18 protein-coding genes are annotated in these 18,775 nt (G+C 70.9%); 13 read left to right on the top strand and 5 right to left on the bottom strand.

The window, feature by feature from the left end; translation table 11 throughout:
* The first annotated feature begins 186 nt into the window (after positions 1–186).
* The 8 genes from pheS (at position 187) to TR42_RS14255 (ending at position 9,607) form a co-directional block, all read left to right on the top strand.
* A complete protein-coding gene (gene pheS / locus TR42_RS07275) occupies positions 187–1,272 on the top strand; it encodes a phenylalanine--tRNA ligase subunit alpha (protein ID WP_042214441.1) in 1,086 nt (361 codons plus the stop codon).
* A complete protein-coding gene (gene pheT / locus TR42_RS07280) occupies positions 1,272–3,854 on the top strand; it encodes a phenylalanine--tRNA ligase subunit beta (protein ID WP_042214443.1) in 2,583 nt (860 codons plus the stop codon). The genes pheS and pheT overlap by 1 nt, the downstream gene beginning before the upstream one ends.
* Positions 3,851–4,435, top strand: a complete 585-nt coding sequence (locus TR42_RS07285) for a hypothetical protein (protein WP_042214445.1) — start codon at positions 3,851–3,853, stop codon at positions 4,433–4,435. Before pheT ends, TR42_RS07285 begins: the two co-directional genes overlap by 4 nt.
* A 262-nt stretch (positions 4,436–4,697) precedes the next feature.
* Complete coding sequence (locus TR42_RS14250) at positions 4,698–6,065, top strand: HNH endonuclease signature motif containing protein (RefSeq protein WP_052405763.1); 1,368 nt, start codon at positions 4,698–4,700, stop codon at positions 6,063–6,065.
* A gap of 158 nt (positions 6,066–6,223) precedes the next feature.
* Complete coding sequence (locus TR42_RS07295) at positions 6,224–7,831, top strand: sodium-dependent transporter (protein ID WP_074789371.1); 1,608 nt, start codon at positions 6,224–6,226, stop codon at positions 7,829–7,831.
* A complete protein-coding gene (locus TR42_RS14800) occupies positions 7,828–7,998 on the top strand; it encodes a methionine/alanine import family NSS transporter small subunit (RefSeq protein WP_074789369.1) in 171 nt (56 codons plus the stop codon). Before TR42_RS07295 ends, TR42_RS14800 begins: the two co-directional genes overlap by 4 nt.
* Before the next feature lie 122 nt (positions 7,999–8,120).
* On the top strand, positions 8,121–8,771 hold the full coding sequence (locus TR42_RS07300; RefSeq protein ID WP_042214448.1) for a DUF6318 family protein: 651 nt from the start codon (positions 8,121–8,123) through the stop codon (positions 8,769–8,771).
* A 290-nt stretch (positions 8,772–9,061) separates the two neighbouring features.
* Positions 9,062–9,607, top strand: coding sequence for a hypothetical protein (locus TR42_RS14255; protein WP_236623388.1), 546 nt, complete (start codon positions 9,062–9,064; stop codon positions 9,605–9,607).
* 10 nt (positions 9,608–9,617) lie between these two features.
* On the opposite strand, the gene TR42_RS07310 is transcribed toward TR42_RS14255, so the two are convergent.
* From TR42_RS07310 to TR42_RS07320, 3 genes are all read right to left on the bottom strand, one after another.
* Positions 9,618–10,844: a DUF2510 domain-containing protein gene (locus TR42_RS07310; RefSeq protein ID WP_042214451.1), complete on the bottom strand. Its 1,227-nt coding sequence runs from the start codon at positions 10,842–10,844 to the stop codon at positions 9,618–9,620.
* Between the two features lie 90 nt (positions 10,845–10,934).
* Positions 10,935–11,984, bottom strand: coding sequence for a hemolysin family protein (locus TR42_RS07315; RefSeq protein WP_042214452.1), 1,050 nt, complete (start codon positions 11,982–11,984; stop codon positions 10,935–10,937).
* Positions 11,981–13,396 (bottom strand): hemolysin family protein, encoded by a 1,416-nt coding sequence (locus TR42_RS07320; protein ID WP_042214455.1) that lies wholly within the window; start codon positions 13,394–13,396, stop codon positions 11,981–11,983. The genes TR42_RS07315 and TR42_RS07320 overlap by 4 nt, the downstream gene beginning before the upstream one ends.
* A gap of 254 nt (positions 13,397–13,650) precedes the next feature.
* On the opposite strand from TR42_RS07320, the gene TR42_RS07325 reads away from it, so the two are divergent.
* From TR42_RS07325 to TR42_RS07345, 5 genes are all read left to right on the top strand, one after another.
* Positions 13,651–14,562 carry an ABC transporter substrate-binding protein gene (locus TR42_RS07325; RefSeq protein ID WP_052405766.1) on the top strand — a complete coding sequence of 304 codons (912 nt, stop codon included), beginning with the start codon at positions 13,651–13,653 and terminating at the stop codon, positions 14,560–14,562.
* Positions 14,563–14,597: 35 nt separating this feature from the next.
* Positions 14,598–15,563 carry an amino acid ABC transporter permease gene (locus tag TR42_RS07330; RefSeq protein ID WP_042214459.1) on the top strand — a complete coding sequence of 322 codons (966 nt, stop codon included), beginning with the start codon at positions 14,598–14,600 and terminating at the stop codon, positions 15,561–15,563.
* Positions 15,564–15,568: 5 nt separating this feature from the next.
* A complete protein-coding gene (locus tag TR42_RS07335; RefSeq protein ID WP_042214596.1) occupies positions 15,569–16,324 on the top strand; it encodes an amino acid ABC transporter ATP-binding protein in 756 nt (251 codons plus the stop codon).
* Positions 16,325–16,407: 83 nt separating this feature from the next.
* Positions 16,408–16,752, top strand: coding sequence for a hypothetical protein (locus tag TR42_RS07340; protein ID WP_042214460.1), 345 nt, complete (start codon positions 16,408–16,410; stop codon positions 16,750–16,752).
* A 52-nt stretch (positions 16,753–16,804) separates the two neighbouring features.
* Entirely contained in the window at positions 16,805–17,335 is a 531-nt protein-coding gene (locus TR42_RS07345; RefSeq protein ID WP_042214462.1) for a hypothetical protein, read from the top strand.
* Here the strand turns inward: TR42_RS07345 and TR42_RS07350 are convergent.
* Together TR42_RS07350 and TR42_RS07355 are read right to left on the bottom strand one after the other, a co-directional pair.
* On the bottom strand, positions 17,315–17,800 hold the full coding sequence (locus TR42_RS07350; RefSeq protein WP_042214464.1) for a GNAT family N-acetyltransferase: 486 nt from the start codon (positions 17,798–17,800) through the stop codon (positions 17,315–17,317). The two genes, TR42_RS07345 and TR42_RS07350, sit on opposite strands and share 21 nt — an antisense overlap.
* Before the next feature lie 71 nt (positions 17,801–17,871).
* The gene (locus TR42_RS07355) at positions 17,872–18,771 is read right to left on the bottom strand and encodes an NAD(P)-dependent oxidoreductase (RefSeq protein WP_074789366.1); all 900 of its coding nucleotides are present in this window, start codon (positions 18,769–18,771) and stop codon (positions 17,872–17,874) included.
* Between the last annotated feature and the right edge of the window lie 4 nt (positions 18,772–18,775).

Here is an 18,775-nt window from a genome sequence, read left to right on the forward strand (position 1 = left end):
CGCATGAGCACGAGCCTGGCCCGCAGCATGCGCCGCGCCGCCGTGCGCCTGTTTCTCTAGGCCCGGGGAGATCCCCCGGGCCTGACGCCATGCCCGCGCCCGCATCGTCCTGCGTCTCGCCGCCGGACGTGCCCGCGCTCCCGCTAGACTTCCCCCGGTTGTTTTCGAGGCTGTGAAGGGCCACTGATGTCTGATCTTTCTCCGCTCGACGCTGCAGGCGTCGATGCCGCGGTTTCCGATGCGCTGGCGGCCTTCGCCGCCGCGTCCACCCTGGACGAGCTCAAGGAGGCGCGGCTCGCCCACACCGGGGACAAGGCGCCGCTGACGCTCGCGAACCGGCAGATCGGCGGCCTCGAGCCGTCCGACAAGGCCGCCGCGGGCAAGGCCATGGGAGCGGCGCGCGCCGCGATGGGTCGCGCGCTCGCCGTCCGCACCGAGGAGCTCGAGGCCGAGCGCGACGCGCGCGTGCTCGTCGAGGAGGCCGTCGACGTGACGCTGCCCACCTCGCGCGCTCTGGTCGGGGCGCGTCACCCCATCGAGACGATGCAGGAGCGCATGTGCGACCTGTTCGTGTCGATGGGCTGGGAGGTCGCCGAGGGGCCCGAGATGGAGGCGGAGTGGTTCAACTTCGACGCCCTCAACTTCGACCCGGACCACCCGGCGCGCGAGATGCAGGACACGTTCTTCATCGACCCGCCGTCGTCGGGGCTGCTGATGCGCACCCACACCTCGCCGGTGCAGGTGCGCGCGGCGCTGGAGCGGCGCGACTCGCTCGAGGAGGGGCGCGGCATCTACGTCGTGTGCCCGGGCAAGACGTTTCGCACCGATGAGCTCGACGCGACCCACACGCCGGTCTTCCACCAGATCGAGGGCCTTGCCATCGACCGCGGTTTGACCATGGCGCACCTCAAGGGCACGCTCGACCACTTCGCTCGTGCGCTCTTCGGGCCGGACGCCATCACGCGCCTGCGCCCCGCGTTCTTCCCCTTCACCGAGCCCAGCGCGGAGATGGACCTCCGCTGCTTCGTGTGCGGCGGGGACGATGCGGCGTGCCGCACGTGCCGCGGCACCGGCTGGATCGAGTGGGGCGGCTGCGGCATGACGCACCCCAACGTGCTGCGTGCGGCCGGCATCGACCCGGAGAAGTACACGGCCTTCGCGTTCGGCATGGGGATCGAGCGCACCCTGATGTTCCGCCACAACGTCACCGACATGCGCGACATGGTCGAGGGCGATGTGCGCTTCTCTCAGCAGTTCGGGATGGAGATCTGATGCCCAAGATTCCGCTTTCATGGCTCGCGGAGTCGGTCGCTCTCGAGCCCGGCGCCTCGCCGGTCGACATCGCCACGTCCCTGGCGAAGGTCGGTCTCGAGGAGGAGGGGATCCACGGCTCCGGTGTCGAGGGTCCTCTGGTCGTCGGCCGCGTCATGTCGTTGGTCAAGGAGGAGCAGTCCAACGGCAAGACCATCAACTACTGCCGCGTGGACGTCGGCGCCTTCAACGACCCCGAGGGTCCGGGCCACAAGCCCGACAACAAGGTCGAGTACCCGTCGTCGAAGGGCATCGTCTGCGGTGCGCACAACTTCGTCGAGGGCGACTACGTGGTCGTGGTGCTGCCCGGCGCGACGCTTCCCGGACCGTTCCCGATCTCGGGGCGCAAGACGTACGGCCACTGGTCGGACGGCATGATCTGCTCCGCGAAGGAGCTCGGGCTGGGCGAGGACCACTCGGGGATCATCGTGCTCACGTCGATGGGGTTCTCCGCTGACGACCTGACGCCGGGGCAGGACGCGATCGCGCTGCTCGGTCTGGACGAGAAGACCCTCGAGATCAACGTGACGCCGGACCGCGGCTACTCGTTCTCGATCCGCGGCGTGGCGCGCGAGTACTCGCACGCCACGGGCGCATCGTTCACGGACCCTGCTTCGCTGCCCGTTTCCGGGGCTGCGGGGGACGCGTTCCCTGTGCTCATCGAGGACCACGCGCCCGTGCGCGGCAATGTCGGCTGCGACCGGTTCGTGGCGCGCATCGTCCGGGGCTTCGACCCGTCCGCGGTATCGCCGGGCTGGATGAAGCAGCGCCTCGAGGCGGCGGGCATGCGCTCGATCTCGCTCGCGGTGGACGTCACCAACTACGTCATGCTCGAGCTGGGTCAGCCGCTGCACGCGTACGACCTCGCGACGCTTACCGCGCCCATCGTGGTGCGGCGCGCGGTGCCGGCCGAGCAGATCGAGACGCTCGACGACGTCGAGCGCGTGCTGCACGGCGAGGACCTGCTGATCACGGATTCGCTCGGTGGCCACGGCGCCCGTCCGATCGGCATCGCCGGCGTCATGGGCGGCGCGCTGACCGAGGTCTCTTCTGGGACGACCGATGTCCTTCTCGAGGCCGCGCACTTCGACCCGATCACGGTCGCGCGCACTGCTCGCCGCCACAAGCTGGGCTCGGAGGCCTCGCGTCGCTTCGAGCGTGCGGTCGACACCGCGCTGCCGCCCGTCGCGGTGCAGCGGGCTGCGAACCTGCTGGTAGAGTTCGGCGGCGGTGTGATCGAGGAGATCTACACGGACGTGAACAACGTCCCGGCGGTCGAGGCGATCGAGATGGACGCCGACTTCCCGGCGCGCATCGTCGGCGTGCCGTACACGGCCGCGCAGGTGATCGACTCTCTGACGCAGGTGGGGTGCTCGGTCGAGCGCGACGGCGAGGTGCTCATCGTGACGCCGCCGACGTGGCGCGCCGACCTGGAGGCGCCCATCAACCTGGTCGAGGAGGTCGCGCGCCTGCAGGGCTACGAGGGCATGCCGTCGGTGCTGCCCGTGGCGCCTCCGGGGCGCGGCTACACGCACTCGCAGCTGGTCCGGAAGTCGGTCGCGCGTTCGCTCGCCGAGGCCGGTCTGACGCAGGTGCTCACCTACCCGTTCATCTCCGAGGCGCGGCTCGATGACTGCCTGCTGCCTGCCGACGATGTGCGTCGTGACGTGATCCGCCTGGCGAACCCGATCTCGGCCGAGCAGCCGCTGCTGCGGACTGCCGTGATCGAGACGCTGGTGGATGCGGTGCGCGTGAACCTGGGCCGTGGCGCGCAGGACGTGGCCCTCTACGAGACGGGGCGCGCGTACCTCGGGCGTCTGGTCGGGGCGATCCCGGCGACGTACTCGGGCACGTCGATCACGCCGGACGACGTTGAGGCCTTGAACGAGGCCATCCCGGGCCAGGTGCGCCGCGTCGCCGGCGTCATGGCCGGCAACCGCGTGGTCTCCGGCTGGGACGGTCACGCGACGCCGTGGCGCTGGACGGACGCGATGGCGATGGTCGAGAAGGTCGAGCGCGCGTGCGGCGTGGTGCTCGAGATCTCGTCCGAGGTGGGGGAGCGTCAGTCGACGGCGCCGTTCCACCCGGGCCGTGTGGCGGTCTACCGCCTCGCCGGCGAGATCGTCGGCCTGGCCGGCGAGCTGCACCCGAAGGTCTGCGAGAACCTGGGCCTCCCGGCGCGGACGGTGGCGTTCGAGCTGCTGCTCGACCCGCTGATCGACGAGTCGGAGGGCGTGCTGGTGACGGCGTCGCCCGTCTCCGGCCAGGTGCTGGCGAAGGAGGACTTCGCCTTCGTGGTTCCTGCGTCGGTGGCTGCCGGTGCGCTGGTCGACGCCGTCCTGGAGGCCGGTGACGGCCTCGTCGAGGACGCGCGCGTGTTCGATGTCTACACTGGAGAGCAGATTGGTGGCGGGAAGAAGTCGTTGGCCATCAACGTGAAGATGCGCGACGCAGACCACACGCTCACGGCCGACGAGGTGCTTGAGGTGCGCAACGCGATCATCGTGGCGGCGGCAGAGAAGTTTGGGGCAATCTTGCGGTGACAGGGGTCGACTACGAGCTGCTGGCGGAGTGGGAGCCCGAGGAGGGCACTGATACCTACATCCGTCGCAAGCCCGTACGACTCAGAGATCGCGAGGCGCTCCTGGCGTTGCTGAGGCGATTCGAACGCTACGCGGGCACGAACAACTTCATGTTCTCGGCCAACGAGGAAGATTTCGATTCGACGGTCGATTTCAGCGAGCTCGTCGATCGGCTTCCGAGCCGCGTCTCGGTGCTCCATCTTCAGACCTACTCGGAACCTTTCATGGTGGTGCGGCTGACCTCGTGGGAGGGAGGCCAGACTTGGGTGGATGCGCCTGAGGGCGACGTGTTCGACAGTCCACGACGGAGCCTGATCGGTGTGATCGAAGGGAACTCGCGGCCTATCGGCTTCCGGCGAAGACTGACCAAGTCGCGTTGGCGGTGGCTGGCTCGGCGGGCGCGTGTGTCAGTGGTCGAGCGTGACCGGCGTGACGTTCTGTCCGAACGCCGCTTCGACCGACGGACGGCGATGATTGGCGCGGTCTTCGGTCTCATCGGCGGGCTCGCGGCCGTGCTCTTCGCCGCAGTGATCGGTGACTAGCGCCGTGCGTGCGTGACCGTCGGCGAGCCTGTTTTCAGGGCGCAGCTCGACGAGAGTGTGTGCAACCGCCAAACGCTGGCTTGGGAACGCTGCCCAGTTGGGTGGCACCGGGACCTCCAAGGGTGTCCCTGTGTGTCCCTTCACCCACTGAGCGCGTGCTGGGTCGGCGATGTCCCCAGGCTCGAAACTGGTCGCAAATTCCACAGGTACCAGGGGTGATATCTGGGGTTGAGTGTCAGACCCGGGTGGTTGACTGGTGGTCATGGAGATCACAGAGGCTGCGGCGGCGGTGGAGCGGGCGTTGGATGTGCTCGTGCCTGCTGAGCCTGGTGCGCTGGCGGGGTTGAGCGAGGCCGATGTCGCGGCCCGTCAGGCCGCGTGGGCGCGGATCCGACGCCTCGTGGACGTGCGCGGCGCGCTGCTGGCCGGTGTGGTCGCCAAGCGCTCCGACGGCGCGGGCGGTGGGATGGCGCGCCGGCATGGGCATCGCAACGCGGTCGGGATGGTCGCGCAGGTGAGCGGCGGGTCGGCGAAGGAGGCGCGTGACCTCATCGCCGCCGGGGAGCTGCTCTCCGGGGACGATGCCCCGCCTGGGGCTGCGGCGGCGGGGGCTACGCCGCGGTGGTCGCAGGTCGCGGCCGCGCTGCGGTCCGGGGTCTTGTCGGCGGCGCAGGCGGCATTGCTCAAGGACACCCTCGAGCGGCTCGAGGGCGCCGACGAGCGACTTGAGGCGCGCCTCGTGGCGAAAGCGCAGCGGCTGCCGCTGGCGGATCTGCGCAAGGCCTGCCTGGATGTGACCGCCCGCTGGGACCTCGACAGGTGGGAGGCGCGGGAGAAGCGTCAACGCGCCGACAGGTACGTCACCGTGTCGGAGCGGGCGGACGGCATGATCGCCCTCAGCGGCGTCCTCGATCCCGCCTCGGGGGCGGTCATCAAGACCTGGCTCGACGCGCAAGTCAGGGACGCGTTCGCCCGGCGCCGCAACGAAGGCCTGGGCCCGGCCGAGCCCGGGGAGGCCGGACGGATCCGCGCCGACGCGCTGGTCGATCTCGCCCGTCACGGGATGCGCTGCGACCAGCCGGGCGCCGGTGTGTCGACCCAGGTGGTCGTACGCGTTGATGAGCCGGGACTGCGCACCGGACTCGGGCTCGGGTCGTGCGACGCGATCTCCACCCCGATGAGTGCGGGCCAACTGCGGCGGATGGCCGTCGACGCGAAACTCCTCCCCGTCATCCTCGGCGCCGGGTCGCAAGCCCTGGACGTCGGCTACGCCCGCCGCTACTTCACCCCGGCGCAGCGGATCGCGCTGGCCGAGAGGGACGGCGGCTGCGCCTTCTGCCATGCACCCGTCTCCTGGTGCGACGCGCACCACATCCTGGAATGGTCCAGCGGCGGGCCTTCGAACCTCGCCAACGGGGTGCTCCTGTGCACCAGGTGTCATCACCGCATCCACGACGACGGCTGGACCGTCAAAGCCACCGCCACCGAGGTGTGGTTCACCCCGCCCCGCACGATCGACCCCACCCGCACACCCCGACAAGGCGGTAAAGCGGCCCTGCACGTCGACATCGGAGCGAGAGAACGCGAGCCGGAACCGGCCCGCGACCACCGCGAACCCGTACCCGTCTGACCACCCCGCCCCAAAGCGCCACCTACCCGGTGAGCGCCGCAGCGGCGCGCCCGCCGCCCGCAGTATCGTGCCCGCCCGCATCGTCCACCCTCACCAGGCACGATGCGCCGCCTCGGCATACCGTGGGAATCGCGCGCACCGCGCGGAGGGAGGCCCCGATGGCAGACCAGCCCGCAGCAGCACCCCACACCCACGAGAAGCGCGAGCACTGGTCCGGCCAGACCGCCTTCATCCTCGCCGCGATCGGCTCGGCGGTGGGGCTGGGCAACATCTGGCGCTTCCCCGGCCAGGCCTACGAGCACGGTGGCGGCGCGTTCATGATCCCGTACCTCGTCGCGCTCATCACCGCCGGTGTGCCGATCCTGTTCCTCGAGAACGCCATCGGCCATCGGTTCCGCGGCTCGGCGCCCCTCGCCATGAAGCGCGTCCACCGCAACGCCGAGGGCGTCGGCTGGCTGCATGTCGCGATCTGCTTCGTCATCGGGCTCTACTACACCGCGATCATCGCGTGGGCGCTCAGCTACTTCTTCTTCAGCTTCAACCTGTCCTTCGCCGACGACCCGGCGGGCTTCTTCACCGCCGACTACCTCGAGCTAGGGGAGTCCGGCACCGTCAGTCTGAGCTTCGTCCCGCAGGTGCTGATCCCGCTCGTCGCCGTGTGGGCGATCGTCATCGTCATCCTCGCGCTCGGCATCCACCGCGGCATCGAGCGGCTCAACATCATCGGCATCCCGGTGCTGGTCGCGACCTTCCTCGTGATCGTGGTCCGCGCCCTGTTCCTCGCCGGCGCCGCCGACGGCATCGAGGCGCTCTTCACCCCGGACTTCGCCGCGCTCAAGGATCCGCAGGTGTGGATCGCTGCGTACGGGCAGATCTTCTTCTCACTGTCGCTCGCCTACGGGATCATGATCACGTACGCCTCGTACCGCCGACGCAGGTCGAACATCACCGGACCCGGGCTGGTGGTCGCGTTCGGCAACAGCTCCTTCGAGCTTCTCGCCGGGATCGGCGTGTTCGCCGCGCTCGGGTTCCTCGCGCACGAGCAGGGCACCACCGTCGCCGGTCTCGACAACCTCGCGGGGCCCTTCCTCTCGTTCGTGACCTTCCCTGCAGTGATCGCCGAGATGCCCGGCGGGCAGCTCTTCGGCGCGCTCTTCTTCGCCTCGCTGGTGCTCGCGGGACTCACGTCGCTCGTGTCGGTGCTGCAGGTGATCTCCGCCGCGCTCCAGGAAAAGTTCGACCTGCACCCGCGCGGGGGCGCCGTCGCGGTCGGCGTCGTGTCCGCCGTGCTGTCGATCTTGGGCTTCGGCACCACCACTGGGCTCTACCTGCTCGACACCGTCGACCAGTGGTCCAACCAGCTCGGCATCGTGGCCGGCGCCATCACGATGATCGCCGCTGCGCTGTGGTTCGGCCGCCGCGGGCACGAGCTCGAACGGCACCTCGCCGCCGTGTCGACGATGCGTCCCGGCAAGTACTGGATCTGGCTCGTCAACGCGGTCGCCGTGCTGCTCATCTACATGTTCGCGGAGAAGACCGTCAGCCTCGCCAGCGAGGGCTATGGCGGCTATCCATCCTGGTATCTCAACGTCTTCGGATGGGGCACCGCGGCCTTCCTGCTCGCGGTGGCGCTGTTGATGCCGTTGCTGCGGTGGCGACGCGACATCGTGCACTTCCACGCCTGGCCGTCGCGCGCGCAGCTGGCGCTGCCTGACGAGGTCGGCGAGCGCCATAGCGAGGACTACGACCCGAAGGGGGAGTCATGAGCGGGCAGGCGATGGCGCTGCTGATCGTGTCGATCGTCCTGGTGTGGGGTGGGCTCGTGGCGTCGATCGTCGTGCTGGCTCGACGTCCGGAGAACGACCACATGCCCGCCGGCGGTGAGGACACGCGCGTCCCCGACGAGGACGACCGGATGCCGCGCGATCTCTAGGTTCGGGTGGACGATGCGGGGTGCAGGTGGCACGCGCCTTCCCGTCGTGGCGCGCGTCGAGTTTGTCCCCAATGTAGGCGAATCCTCTTCTGCCAGGGCGTTTCGCCCGATATCTTCGGCTCATGCGGGAGGCTTCCGGGGGGTCGCTGCCGCGTCGCACGGCTGTTGCGGCGTGGACGATGCTGGTGTGCGCGGGCGTCGCAGCTTGCACGGCGGAGGCCGAGCCGATCGTCTCGGAGATGCCCTCCGTTGCCGGGACCGCTGTCGCGGTGAGCGCATCACCGTCGCCCTCTCCGTCGGTGTCGGTGAAAGTCGCTCCACTGACGAACGAGGAGCTGTGGGCGTTGATGCCTGACGGTGCGGACCATACGGACCTGTGGGGCGCGATGATCACGGCCGAGTTCTTCCTGGAGCAGTACGCGCCCATGTTCCACACCGGTGACACGCGCGTGTGGGAGGCCTTGTCGGAAGAGGGATGCGGGTACTGCGCAGGTGAGCTCGAGAACGCCGAGTGGGTTCGCGACAAAGGGTGGGCCGCGCGCGGGGGGAGCATCGAAGTCGATGACTCGACGGTTCGCGCGCACTTGAATGGGACGGACCGCGCCTACTACCTCGCTGAAGTGGTTCGTGACACGGCGTACCTGACCCCGCCGGGTGAGCCGGAGAAAGTCTCAGCTGAGGCGCATCGGGCAAAGTTCGAGTTCGCGTTGTACCTCACTGACGGACGCTGGCGCGTTGCTGGCGTAGTGACGAGCCTGGTGGATACCGAGTGACGCGCCTCGGAGCGCTCCTCCTGGCACTGGCGCTGGCGGCGCAAACTCCGCCGCCGCACGGAGAGGGGTCATTTGGCGGTTCTGTTGACGACGACAGCGACACTGCAACGGTCGACGGTGAAGCGGTGATTGACCGCCAGGCCGGGGCGCCGTCCAAGCGGTCTGCGAGCGGGCCCGTCATCGAGTACATTTACGCGGTTCCATGCGTGGGCGGCTCGCCTATGGAGACGAACGGCGCATGCGCTCCGCTCGTGGTTGACGCCCTCGCATGCCCCGCGGGGATGGATCCCTTGCTTCCCCTGTGGTCCCGGACCCAACTTGACGACGGCACCTGGACCGAGTGGACGCTGGAGAACTGGGGGAGTTGCCCGGACGAGTCCGAGCTCCTCGCACTGATCGAGCACGAGTGGACCTCGCTCCAGCTCGACTCACCCGAGGTATCGATCCAGCCGGCGACCGGCCAGGTGATCGCCACCGTCCCGACCATCGCCTACGCCGACGGGAGCCCCCGGAGCCACGCCGCGACCCTGCTCGGCGCCGACGTCGAGATCCGCGCCACCCCCACCACCTTCACCTGGGCCTGGGGCGACGGCGAGGTCACCGTGACCGAGGACGCAGGCGCTCCGTACCCCGACCAGACCGTCAGCCACGCCTACGGGCGCGCGCTCGACGAGGCGAGCATCGTGCTCGAGACCACCTGGACGGGGGAGTGGCGCGTCGCGGGCGGCACGTGGACGGGCTTCGACGAGAGCATCGTCACCACGGCGCCCGGCATCGTGCTCGAGGTGCTCCAACCCCGCGCGCGGCTCGTCGACGGGCCTCTGACGACGGGATGAGGGGAGCGGGTCAGCCCGCGTACGCGAAGAGGTTCTCGTCGACGATCCACTCCGCATCGGTGGTGCGGGTCAAGAGGATCGGATCGCTATCGGACACCAGGAGATAGTCGTCGCGCGTGCCCGGACCGCCCTCGACGTCGTCCCAGGTGACGTCCACAAGCAGCCAGCGCCCGTCGATGAGCACCTTGTTCCACGCGTGGTCACCGCCGGTGGCACCGCCCGTGTCGGAGCCGGTCACCTCGACCGCCTCGAGGCCGACCGCGTGCGCCATCGCGAGGAAGGCCTGCGCGTAGCCGTTGCACACCGCGGTGCCCTCGACCAGCAGCCCGTAGGCCTCCTGCGAGCGCGAGACCAGCGCGGACGTCGAGTCCCCGGCGCTGATCGCCTCGAAGGCGGCCATGTCGTAGGAGCCGACATCCACGAGGTAGTCGTGGATCAGGGCCACCTTGTCGGCATCGTCCGTCGCGTCACGAGCGCCCGAGGCGGACAGGCCCACCTCGACCGCCGAGGCCGTCGCGACCCGGCGGCGCTCCGACTCGCCGTAGTCGTAGGTGTACTCCGGCATGATCGTCGCCCCGCCCATGCCGATGCGTGAGAGCCAGCCGCGCGCATAGATGTAGGGGTTCTGCGTGAGCGCCTCGCGCATCGCGTCGTCGACCGCCTCCTCGCCGACCGTGCGCTGCCAGTACGAGACGTTGATGGACTCCTCCTGCGCGACCATCGCCGCCGCGAGGTACTCGACCAGCTCGGTCGAGCCGTTCACGGGGTAGCGCGTCGCGACGGGCTCGGGCTTGGTGGCGCCGACCACGAGATCGGCAGCACGTGCGGTGAGGTCCGCCGACTCGGGGAGCAGCCCAAGGCGGCTCGCGACGCTCGTGCCGAGCAGCGCGATGAGCCCGACCAGCACCACGGTGAGCAGCATCGACGCCGGCTTCCGGCGCCTTCGGCCCCGCTGGAGCCGACCCGTGCGAGGCGGCTCCCAGCCGGGCGGCGCGATGACCCGCTCGATGCCGGTCGCCCGGTCCCGTACGCGTGCCGTCCAGCGGTATCCGGTCCAGAAGCGCTCGAGGTCGGGATCGCTCGGGTCGGGCCGCCAGCCGGACTCGGGGATGCCGGGGGCATCGGTCGATTCAGCGGCGCCAACGGCACCGGTGGGCCAGTCAGCGCCCGGAGCATCGGAGATCCGCGACGGCGCGCTCGGCCCCGGGTCCTGCCCGAAGCCAGGCGTGAACGTCACGGATCCTCCTCGATGGTGCGGGTGCCTCAGGGACTGTATCGGCCGGAAGCTAGCAGGAGTGACGTTGTTCGGGCCCCGGAGTGGCCAACGTCACGCCTCGACGGCCTGCGCCGCGTCCGCCACCTCGCCCACGAGCCGCTCGATGACGTCCTCGAGCATCGCCGCACCGAGCACCTCGTCCGAGCCCGGAGCGCGCACCAGCGCGAGGTGCGTGCCCCGCGACTGCATCGCGGCGAGCGCCTCCTCGAGCGACGCGTCGGGGGAGATGGAGGTGAGCGGGCGGATCGCATCGTCCGGGATCGGCCGGGTCGCGCCGCCGCGCGGCACCGACGCGAAGTCCTTGAGGTGGAGGTAGCCCGCGTACGAGCCGTCGGCGGCCACCACCGGGAAGCGCGAGAAGCCGGTGCGCACGCACTCCTTCTGCGCCCGCTGCGGGGTGACGTCGACGGGCAGCGTCACGAGCGTCTCGACCGGCGTCATCACGTCCCGCACCGTCTCGAAGCTGAGGGTGAGCGAGCCGGAGAGCACCTGGTGCTCGTGCTCGTCGAGCAGCCCCTCGGAGCGCGACTGCGCGAGGAAGCCCTCGACCTCCTCGGCGTGGAAGGTCGACGAGACCTCGTCCTGCGGCTGGATGCGCGCGAGGCGGAGCACCAGGTTCGCGGACTGGTTGAGCAGCCAGATCAGCGGCTTGAGCACCCACACGATGCCGTAGAGGACGGGTCCCAGCGCCATGGCGGAGCGTTCCGGCCCCGCGATCGCGATGTTCTTGGGCACCATCTCGCCGAGCACCATGTGCAGCGCCACCACGATGATGAGCGCGATGGTGAAGGCGATGCCGTGGAGCAGCGCGCCCTCGATCCCGATCGCCGCGAGCGGCTTCTCGAGCTGATGCGCGACGGCAGGCTCGGCGATCGCACCGAGGCCCAGCGAGCAGGCCGTGATGCCCAGCTGCGCGCCGGCCATCATGAGCGAGACGTGCTCCATCGCGCGCAGCGTGAGCCGCGCCGAGCGGGAGCCGGCCGCCGCGCGAGGCTCGATCTGGGTGCGGCGCGCGGAGATGAGAGCGAACTCGGCCCCCACGAAGAAGGCGTTGCCGAGCAGCAGCAGGACGGCGATGCCGAGGGCGGCGTAGTCGTTCATCGGTCGGCCTCCTCGGCATCGGACGCACCGGATCCGGGCGCATCGGGCCCGGATTCGTCATCGGACCGGACCGGCACCGCCTCGACGACCACGCGGTCCACGCGGTGACCGTCGACGCGCGTCACACGGACGCGCGCGATCACCGGCGTCGCGATGCCGTCCTCGTCGCGGACGGACTCGTCGCGAGCGTCGAGGTCGACGGTGTCGCCCACGTGCGGGAAGCGCTCGAGCCGCTCGGTGAGCAGCCCGCCCAGCGTGTCGGACTCGCGGGCCTCGGGCAGCTCGAGGCCCATGACCTCGCCCGCCTCGTCCGGGCGCAGCAGCCCGGACAGCGACCAGCGGCCGTCGCGCAGGCGGCGGTGGCGGCTCACGGGACGGTCCTGCTCGTCCTCGATCTCGCCGACGATCTCCTCGACCAGGTCCTCGAGGGTGACGATGCCGTCGGTGCCGCCGTACTCGTCGACCACGACCGCGACCTGGGAGCCCTCGCGCAGCGCGGCGAGCACCGAGGTGAGGGGCATGGTCGACGGCACCGAGGTCACCGGCAGGCCGATCGCGGACACCGGCGTGTCCTTGCGGGCGCGCGCCGGCACCGCGAGCGCACGCTTGAAGTGCGCGACGCCCACGATCTCATCGACGTCCTCGCCTGTGACGGGGAAGCGGGCGTGGCCCGTGCGCGACGCGAGGACCAGGAGGTCCGCGACAGAGTCCGTGGCGGCGAGGAAGTGCACGCGGGTGCGCGGGGTCATCGCGTCGGAGGCCGTGCGCTCCTTGAGCTCGGCGGCGCGCGCGAGGCGGCGGGCGACCCGCGGCTCGAGGGTGCCCTGCTCGGCGGAGCGCTCCGCGAGGGACTGGAGCTCCCGCGCCGACCGCGCCGACGCCAGCTCCTCGCGCGGCTCCATCCCGAACGCGCGGACGATGCGGTTCGCGGCGCCGTTGAGGACGTGGATGAGCGGCCCGGCGAACCAGGTGAAGCCCCGCTGGGCGCCGGCGACTGCGCGTCCGACGCGCAGCGGCTCGGCGATGGCCCAGTTCTTGGGCACCAGCTCGCCGAAGACCATCTGGGTGCCGGTCGCGAGAAGGAAGGCCAGCGCGAGCGAGACGCCGAGCGCCGAGGACTCGGGCAGACCGAGGCTCTCGAGCGGCACGCGCACGAGCGTCGCGATCGACGGCTCCGCGATGAAGCCGACCATCAGCGACGAGACCGTGATGCCCAGCTGCGCGCCCGAGAGCTCGGTCGACAGCTTGCGCAGCCCCTTCTGGAGGGACGATGCGCGGCGGTCGCCGGCCTCGGCGGCGCGGTCGACCGTGGGCCGGTCGACGGTGACGAAGGCGAACTCGGCGGCGACGAACAGCGCGTTGACGCCGATGAGCACGATCGCGAGGAGCAGGAGCAGCCATGCCTCGGTCATCGGCGGGCTCCCTCGCGGGCGTGGTGGACGGGGGCTGGCGCCTGGCGCGGCTCGGGGGCCGCGTGCCGGCGCTCGGGACTATGGCCGTCGGACATGGAGACGAGTCTAGGCGGGCCCGGGACCTGTGGTGTGCTTCGGACCATTCGGACTCATGCATAATGATGCATAGCGATGCATGGCCACGCCGCGAGAGTCCCCGCGGAGTCCCCGATCGGGCCCGGCACATGCACCCCCCTCATCAAAGGAGCACCCCTATGCGCACGCCTGCCCTCGTCGCGATCGCGGCCACCGCCGCCCTCGCCCTCACCGGCTGCACCTACGCCTCGCAGGAGCCGACCGGCACCACGGGCTCGACCGCCGGAACTGCCGAAGAGGCCTTCAACGCGAGCACCGTCGCCGTCAACGAGGACGCCGCCGCGCTCCTCCCGGCCGACATCGCCGAGCGCGGCACCCTGCGCGTGGGCATGGAGACCTCGTACGCCCCGGCCGAGTTCCTCGACGTCGACGGCCAGACCCCGATCGGCTACGACGTCGAGATCGCGACCGCGCTCGCGGCCTCGCTCGGCCTCGAGGTCGCGATCGAGTCGGCGGCCTTCGACGGGATCATCCCCGGCATCGGCACCAAGTACGACGCGGGCATCAGCTCCTTCACCGTCACGCCCGAGCGCGTCGAGGTCGCCGACATGACCTCGTACCTCTCGGTGGGAGAGGCTTTCGCCGTCGCCGCGGGCAACCCCGCCGGCATCGACGCCGACGACCTCTGCGGCGCCACCGTCGCGCTCCAGACCGGCACCATCCAGCAGGACGAGGCGAACCAGATGGCCGCCGACTGCGAGGCCGCCGGCAAGGACGCCCTCGAGATCCTCACGTACGACTCGAACGCCGACGCCGCGACCAACGTCGTGGGCGGCAAGGCCGACGTCCTCTTCGCCGACTCGCCGATCATCGGCTACGCCGTCACCCAGACCGGCGACAAGCTCGAGCAGCTGGGCGAGTCCTTCGCGACCGCGCCGCAGGGCATCGTCACCGCGCAGGGCTCCGAGGTCACCGACGCGATCGCCCTCGCCCTGCAGGGCCTCATGGACGATGGCACGCTGAAGTCGATCCTCGACGCGTGGGGCGCCGCCGACGGCATGCTCACCACCGCCGAGGTCAACCCGGCCTGACCCCCGGCGCGACGCCCGGCCTGAGAGGTGCCCGCATGACCACCGCATCGTCCACCGACCCGGTCCCCAACCGCATCCACGCCCGCCCCGTCCCGCGTCCGGGACGCTGGGTCGCGGCCGTCATCGTCGTGGTCCTCGCCGCGATGGCGGTGCACGGGCTGGTGACCAACCCGAAGTTCCGCTGGGACATCTTCTGGCTGTACCTGCGCGACGTCACCGTGATCCGCGGCGTCGGCTGGACGCTCATCCTCACCTTCGGGTCGATGGTGATCGGCGTGGTGCTCGCGGTGATCCTGGCGATCATGCGGCGCTCGGACAACCCGGTGCTGCGCTCGGTCAGCTGGTTCTACATCTGGCTGTTCCGCGGCACCCCGATCTACACGCAGCTGGTGTTCTGGGGCCTCATCTCGGTGCTCTACCCGACGCTGTCGATCGGCATCCCCTTCGGGCCTGAGTTCGTCACCTTCCAGACCGACGTGGTCATCACGGCCTTCTGGGCCGCGCTGCTGGGCCTCGGGCTCAACGAGGCGGCGTACCTCGCGGAGATCGTCCGCGCCGGCCTCGGGTCGGTGGACCCCGGTCAGGAGGAGGCCGCCCGCGCGCTCGGGATGAAGGAGTCGCGGATCCTGCGCCGCATCGTCATCCCGCAGGCGATGCGCGTCATCGTGCCGCCCACCGGCAACGAGACCATCTCGATGCTCAAGACCACCTCGCTGGTGCTCGCGGTGCCCTTCACGCTGGACCTCACGTACGCGACCAACGCGATCGGCAACCGGCTGTTCGAGCCGATCCCGCTGCTCATCGTGAGCGCGTTCTGGTACCTGCTCATCACGTCGATCTTCATGGTGGGCCAGAGCTACCTCGAGCGGTACTACGGCCGCGGCACCGGGACCGAGCGTCCCCGGCGCACCGGCCCTCGACGCCCCCGCTTCGGCCGCCAGGCCGCGATCAAGGCGTCCGGCACGGCCAAGGACGACCCCTTCCTGGAGGTGACCCCGTGACCCCGATGGTGGACGTGCGCGCGGCGCACAAGATGTTCGGCGACCTGCATGTGCTCCGCGGCGTGGACCTCGTGGTCCAGCCCGGCGAGGTGTGCGTGGTGCTCGGGCCGTCCGGCTCGGGCAAGTCGACGCTCCTGCGCTGCCTCAACGAGCTCGAGCAGCTCACGGGCGGCTCGGTGCGGATCGACGGCGAGCTGCTCGGCTACCGCGAGGACGAGGCGGGCACGCTGCATCGCCTCCACCCGAGCGACATCGCGAAGCAGCGCTCGCGCATCGGCATGGTGTTCCAGCGCTTCCACCTGTTCCCGCACATGACGGCGCTCGAGAACGTGATGGAGGCGCAGATCCAGGTGCTCAAGCGTTCGAAGGCGCAGGCGAAGGCCAAGTCCGTCGAGCTGCTCGAGCGCGTGGGCCTGGGCGACCGCATGGACCATTACCCGGCGCAGCTGTCGGGAGGCCAGCAGCAGCGCGTCGCGATCGCCCGCGCGCTCGCGATGGACCCCGAGCTCATGCTCTTCGACGAGCCAACCTCGGCCCTCGACCCCGAGCTCGTGGGCGAGGTGCTCGCCGTGATGAAGGATCTGGCCGCGGGCGGCATGACGATGGTCGTGGTGACCCACGAGATCGGCTTCGCCCGTGAGGTCGCGGACCATGTGGTCTTCATGGACGAGGGCGTCGTGGTCGAGGAGGGGCCGGCCGCCCAGGTGATCGACGGGCCGACGCAGGACCGCACCCGCGACTTCCTCGCGCACGTCCTCTAGCGAAGCGTCCCGTCTCCCCTCGTAGGCAGGGGTGACGCAGGGACGATGCGCCGCTAGGCTCCGGGCAGCTGAGGGGAGCGGCGATGGTGACGGTGCTGTCATGGGTGGGCGTCGTGGCGCTCGCGTGCGCGGTGGTGCTCGGGGCATCGGGGCTGGTGCTGGCCGCGATCGCGCGCTCGCGAGGCTTCCGGATCATCGTCCCTGCCGTGCGCGGTGCTCTCGGTGTGGTGATCGCCGCGGCGCTCGCCGTCGCGGTGCTCGCAGGCGGGCGCGTCCCGGCCTGGGTGGTCCCGATCACGGTCCTGCTCGGCGGCGCGGGCGGAGCGTTCCTCGCGATCGAGGTCGCGAGGCGGATGCCGCACGACGCCGACGCGGACGCGACGGCTGACACCGCGCGCGGCGCTCAGCCGAGCTCGCGGCAGAGGTAGAGCGCGCGTCGGTCCTGGACGCATCGTGCCTGGGTAGGCGACGATGCGTGGCATGAGCGTCGCACAGGACTCCCCATCCGTCCGGGAACGGCGCGAACCGGGGCTCGGCTCCCAGGCCGTCGTGCTCGTCCTCGGCCTGGTCGTCGCCTCGGGAGCGTCGTGGTGGGCGGGCGGCGTCCTGATCCTGCCCCGGGTGGCCGATGGACGCGACGCGGGTTGGGTGGTGCTGGCGTACGTCCTCGGCGCGCTGCTCATGACGATGGTGCTCGTCGCCGTGCTCGGCGTCTTCCTCGCCGTCCGCGGCGTGGTCCGGCTGCGCCTCGGGCGGATCCTCTCGCCATGGTGGGGCTACGGAGCCCTCGCGGCGCTCACGCTCGCCTTGCTGGTCTCGTACGTGGCGGCGGATCCCACGGACGCTGTCGTGTACGCCGCGCCGATGCTTGCGACCCTCGCGCTCCTCGTCCCGGTAGTGCCCCTCGCGCGGAGAGCATGGCTCCCGAGGTGGGCGGTCCTCGGCCTCGCCACGCTGCTGGTCGCCGGGGCGGTGGTGCTCGGCGCCCCGCTACTCGGACTCGGGTGGTGAGGCGGGCAGCTCGCGGCTGAGGTAGAGCGCGCGCTCGTCCGTGTCCGGCTGGAGCACCGCGAAGCCCTCCCGCTCGTAGAAGCGGAGCGCGTCCACGTCGCCCTCGTCGACGTTGACCTCGAGCAGCTCGACCTCGCGCTCACGGGCACGAGCGACGACGGCCCCGACGAGCGCCGCACCGATCCCGCGGCCGCGGGAGCCCGCCCGCACGTACAGCTCGTCGAGCAGGGCCACCGGGCCGTCCCACCACACGTTGGTCCGGTAGGTCACCAGCGCGACCCCGATCGCCGGGCTCCCCGCGAGGAAGGCGTCCGTGCCGGCGCCCGCCAGGAGCTCGAGCAGCCGCTCCTCGAGCACGCGCGGGCCGGGGGAGGGGGTGTCGTACGCGACGTTGAACTCGTGCAGCAGCCGGGCGACGCGCGCCGCGTCCGCGGGGGACGCGCGGTGGATGGTCGCCGTGCTCACCTCGCCACGCTAACCCCGGGCCGCGCCCGTCGGCGAAGCGGGCCCAGCGGGTATGGCTCCCGTCCCGCGGATCAGCCCAGGGACGAGGCCCGGACCGCCGCGGCCATGTCCTCGGAGCCATGCCCCGCCGCGACCACGCGGTCGAGGCGCGAGCGCGCGCCGTCGAAGGCGTCGACGTGCACCCCGGCGGACCGGGCGGCGTCGGAGATGAGCGCCGCGTCCTTCGCCGCGACCGCGGCGCCGACGCTCGTGTCCTCGAGCCGGTCCTCGAGGATCAGCGCGGACTTGGCGCGCAGGTAGCCCATGTCGAGCGGGCCGCCCTCGACGAGGTCGAGGAACGTGCGCGGATCGAGACCGAGTCCCCGGGCTAGGGAGAGCGTCTCGCCCGCGGCGTTGTTGACCGCGATCACCCAGCTGTTGGCGACCAGCTTGAGGCGCTGCGCCGAGCCGTCGGCCGCATCGTCCCCCGTCCAGAGGGTGCGCGTCGCGAAGGAGTCGAAGACCGTCATCGCCGTCTCGCGGACCTCCAGCGGACCGGCCGCCATCACGGTCAGCTCGCCGGCCTCGGCCGGCTCGCGCGTGCCCAGCACGGGCGCATCGACAAGGACGAGGCCCAGCTCGTCCGCGACAGACGCGAGCTCGGGCATCGCCTCGAGCCCCACGGTCGACTGCTGCAGCCACAGCGTGCCGGGCCGCAGGCCGGGAGCGGCCTGGCGGATGACGTCGAGCACCACGGGGCCGTCGTGGAGCATCGTGAGGACGGCGTCGGCCTCGTGGACGGCCTCGGCAGGGGTCGTCGTCACCGTCGCGCCGTCGGCGAGCATCGCGGCCGCGGTCGCGTGGGTGCGGTTCCACACGCGTACGGCGTGGCCGGCGCGCACGAGGTTGCGCGCCATCGCCGCGCCCATGATGCCCGTGCCGAGGACGGCGACGACCAGGGGACGGGGTGCGGCGGCGGGGTTGTCGGTCACGGGT

The sequence above is a fragment of the Demequina mangrovi genome, assembly GCF_000759715.1.
GTDB lineage: Bacteria > Actinomycetota > Actinomycetes > Actinomycetales > Demequinaceae > Demequina > Demequina mangrovi.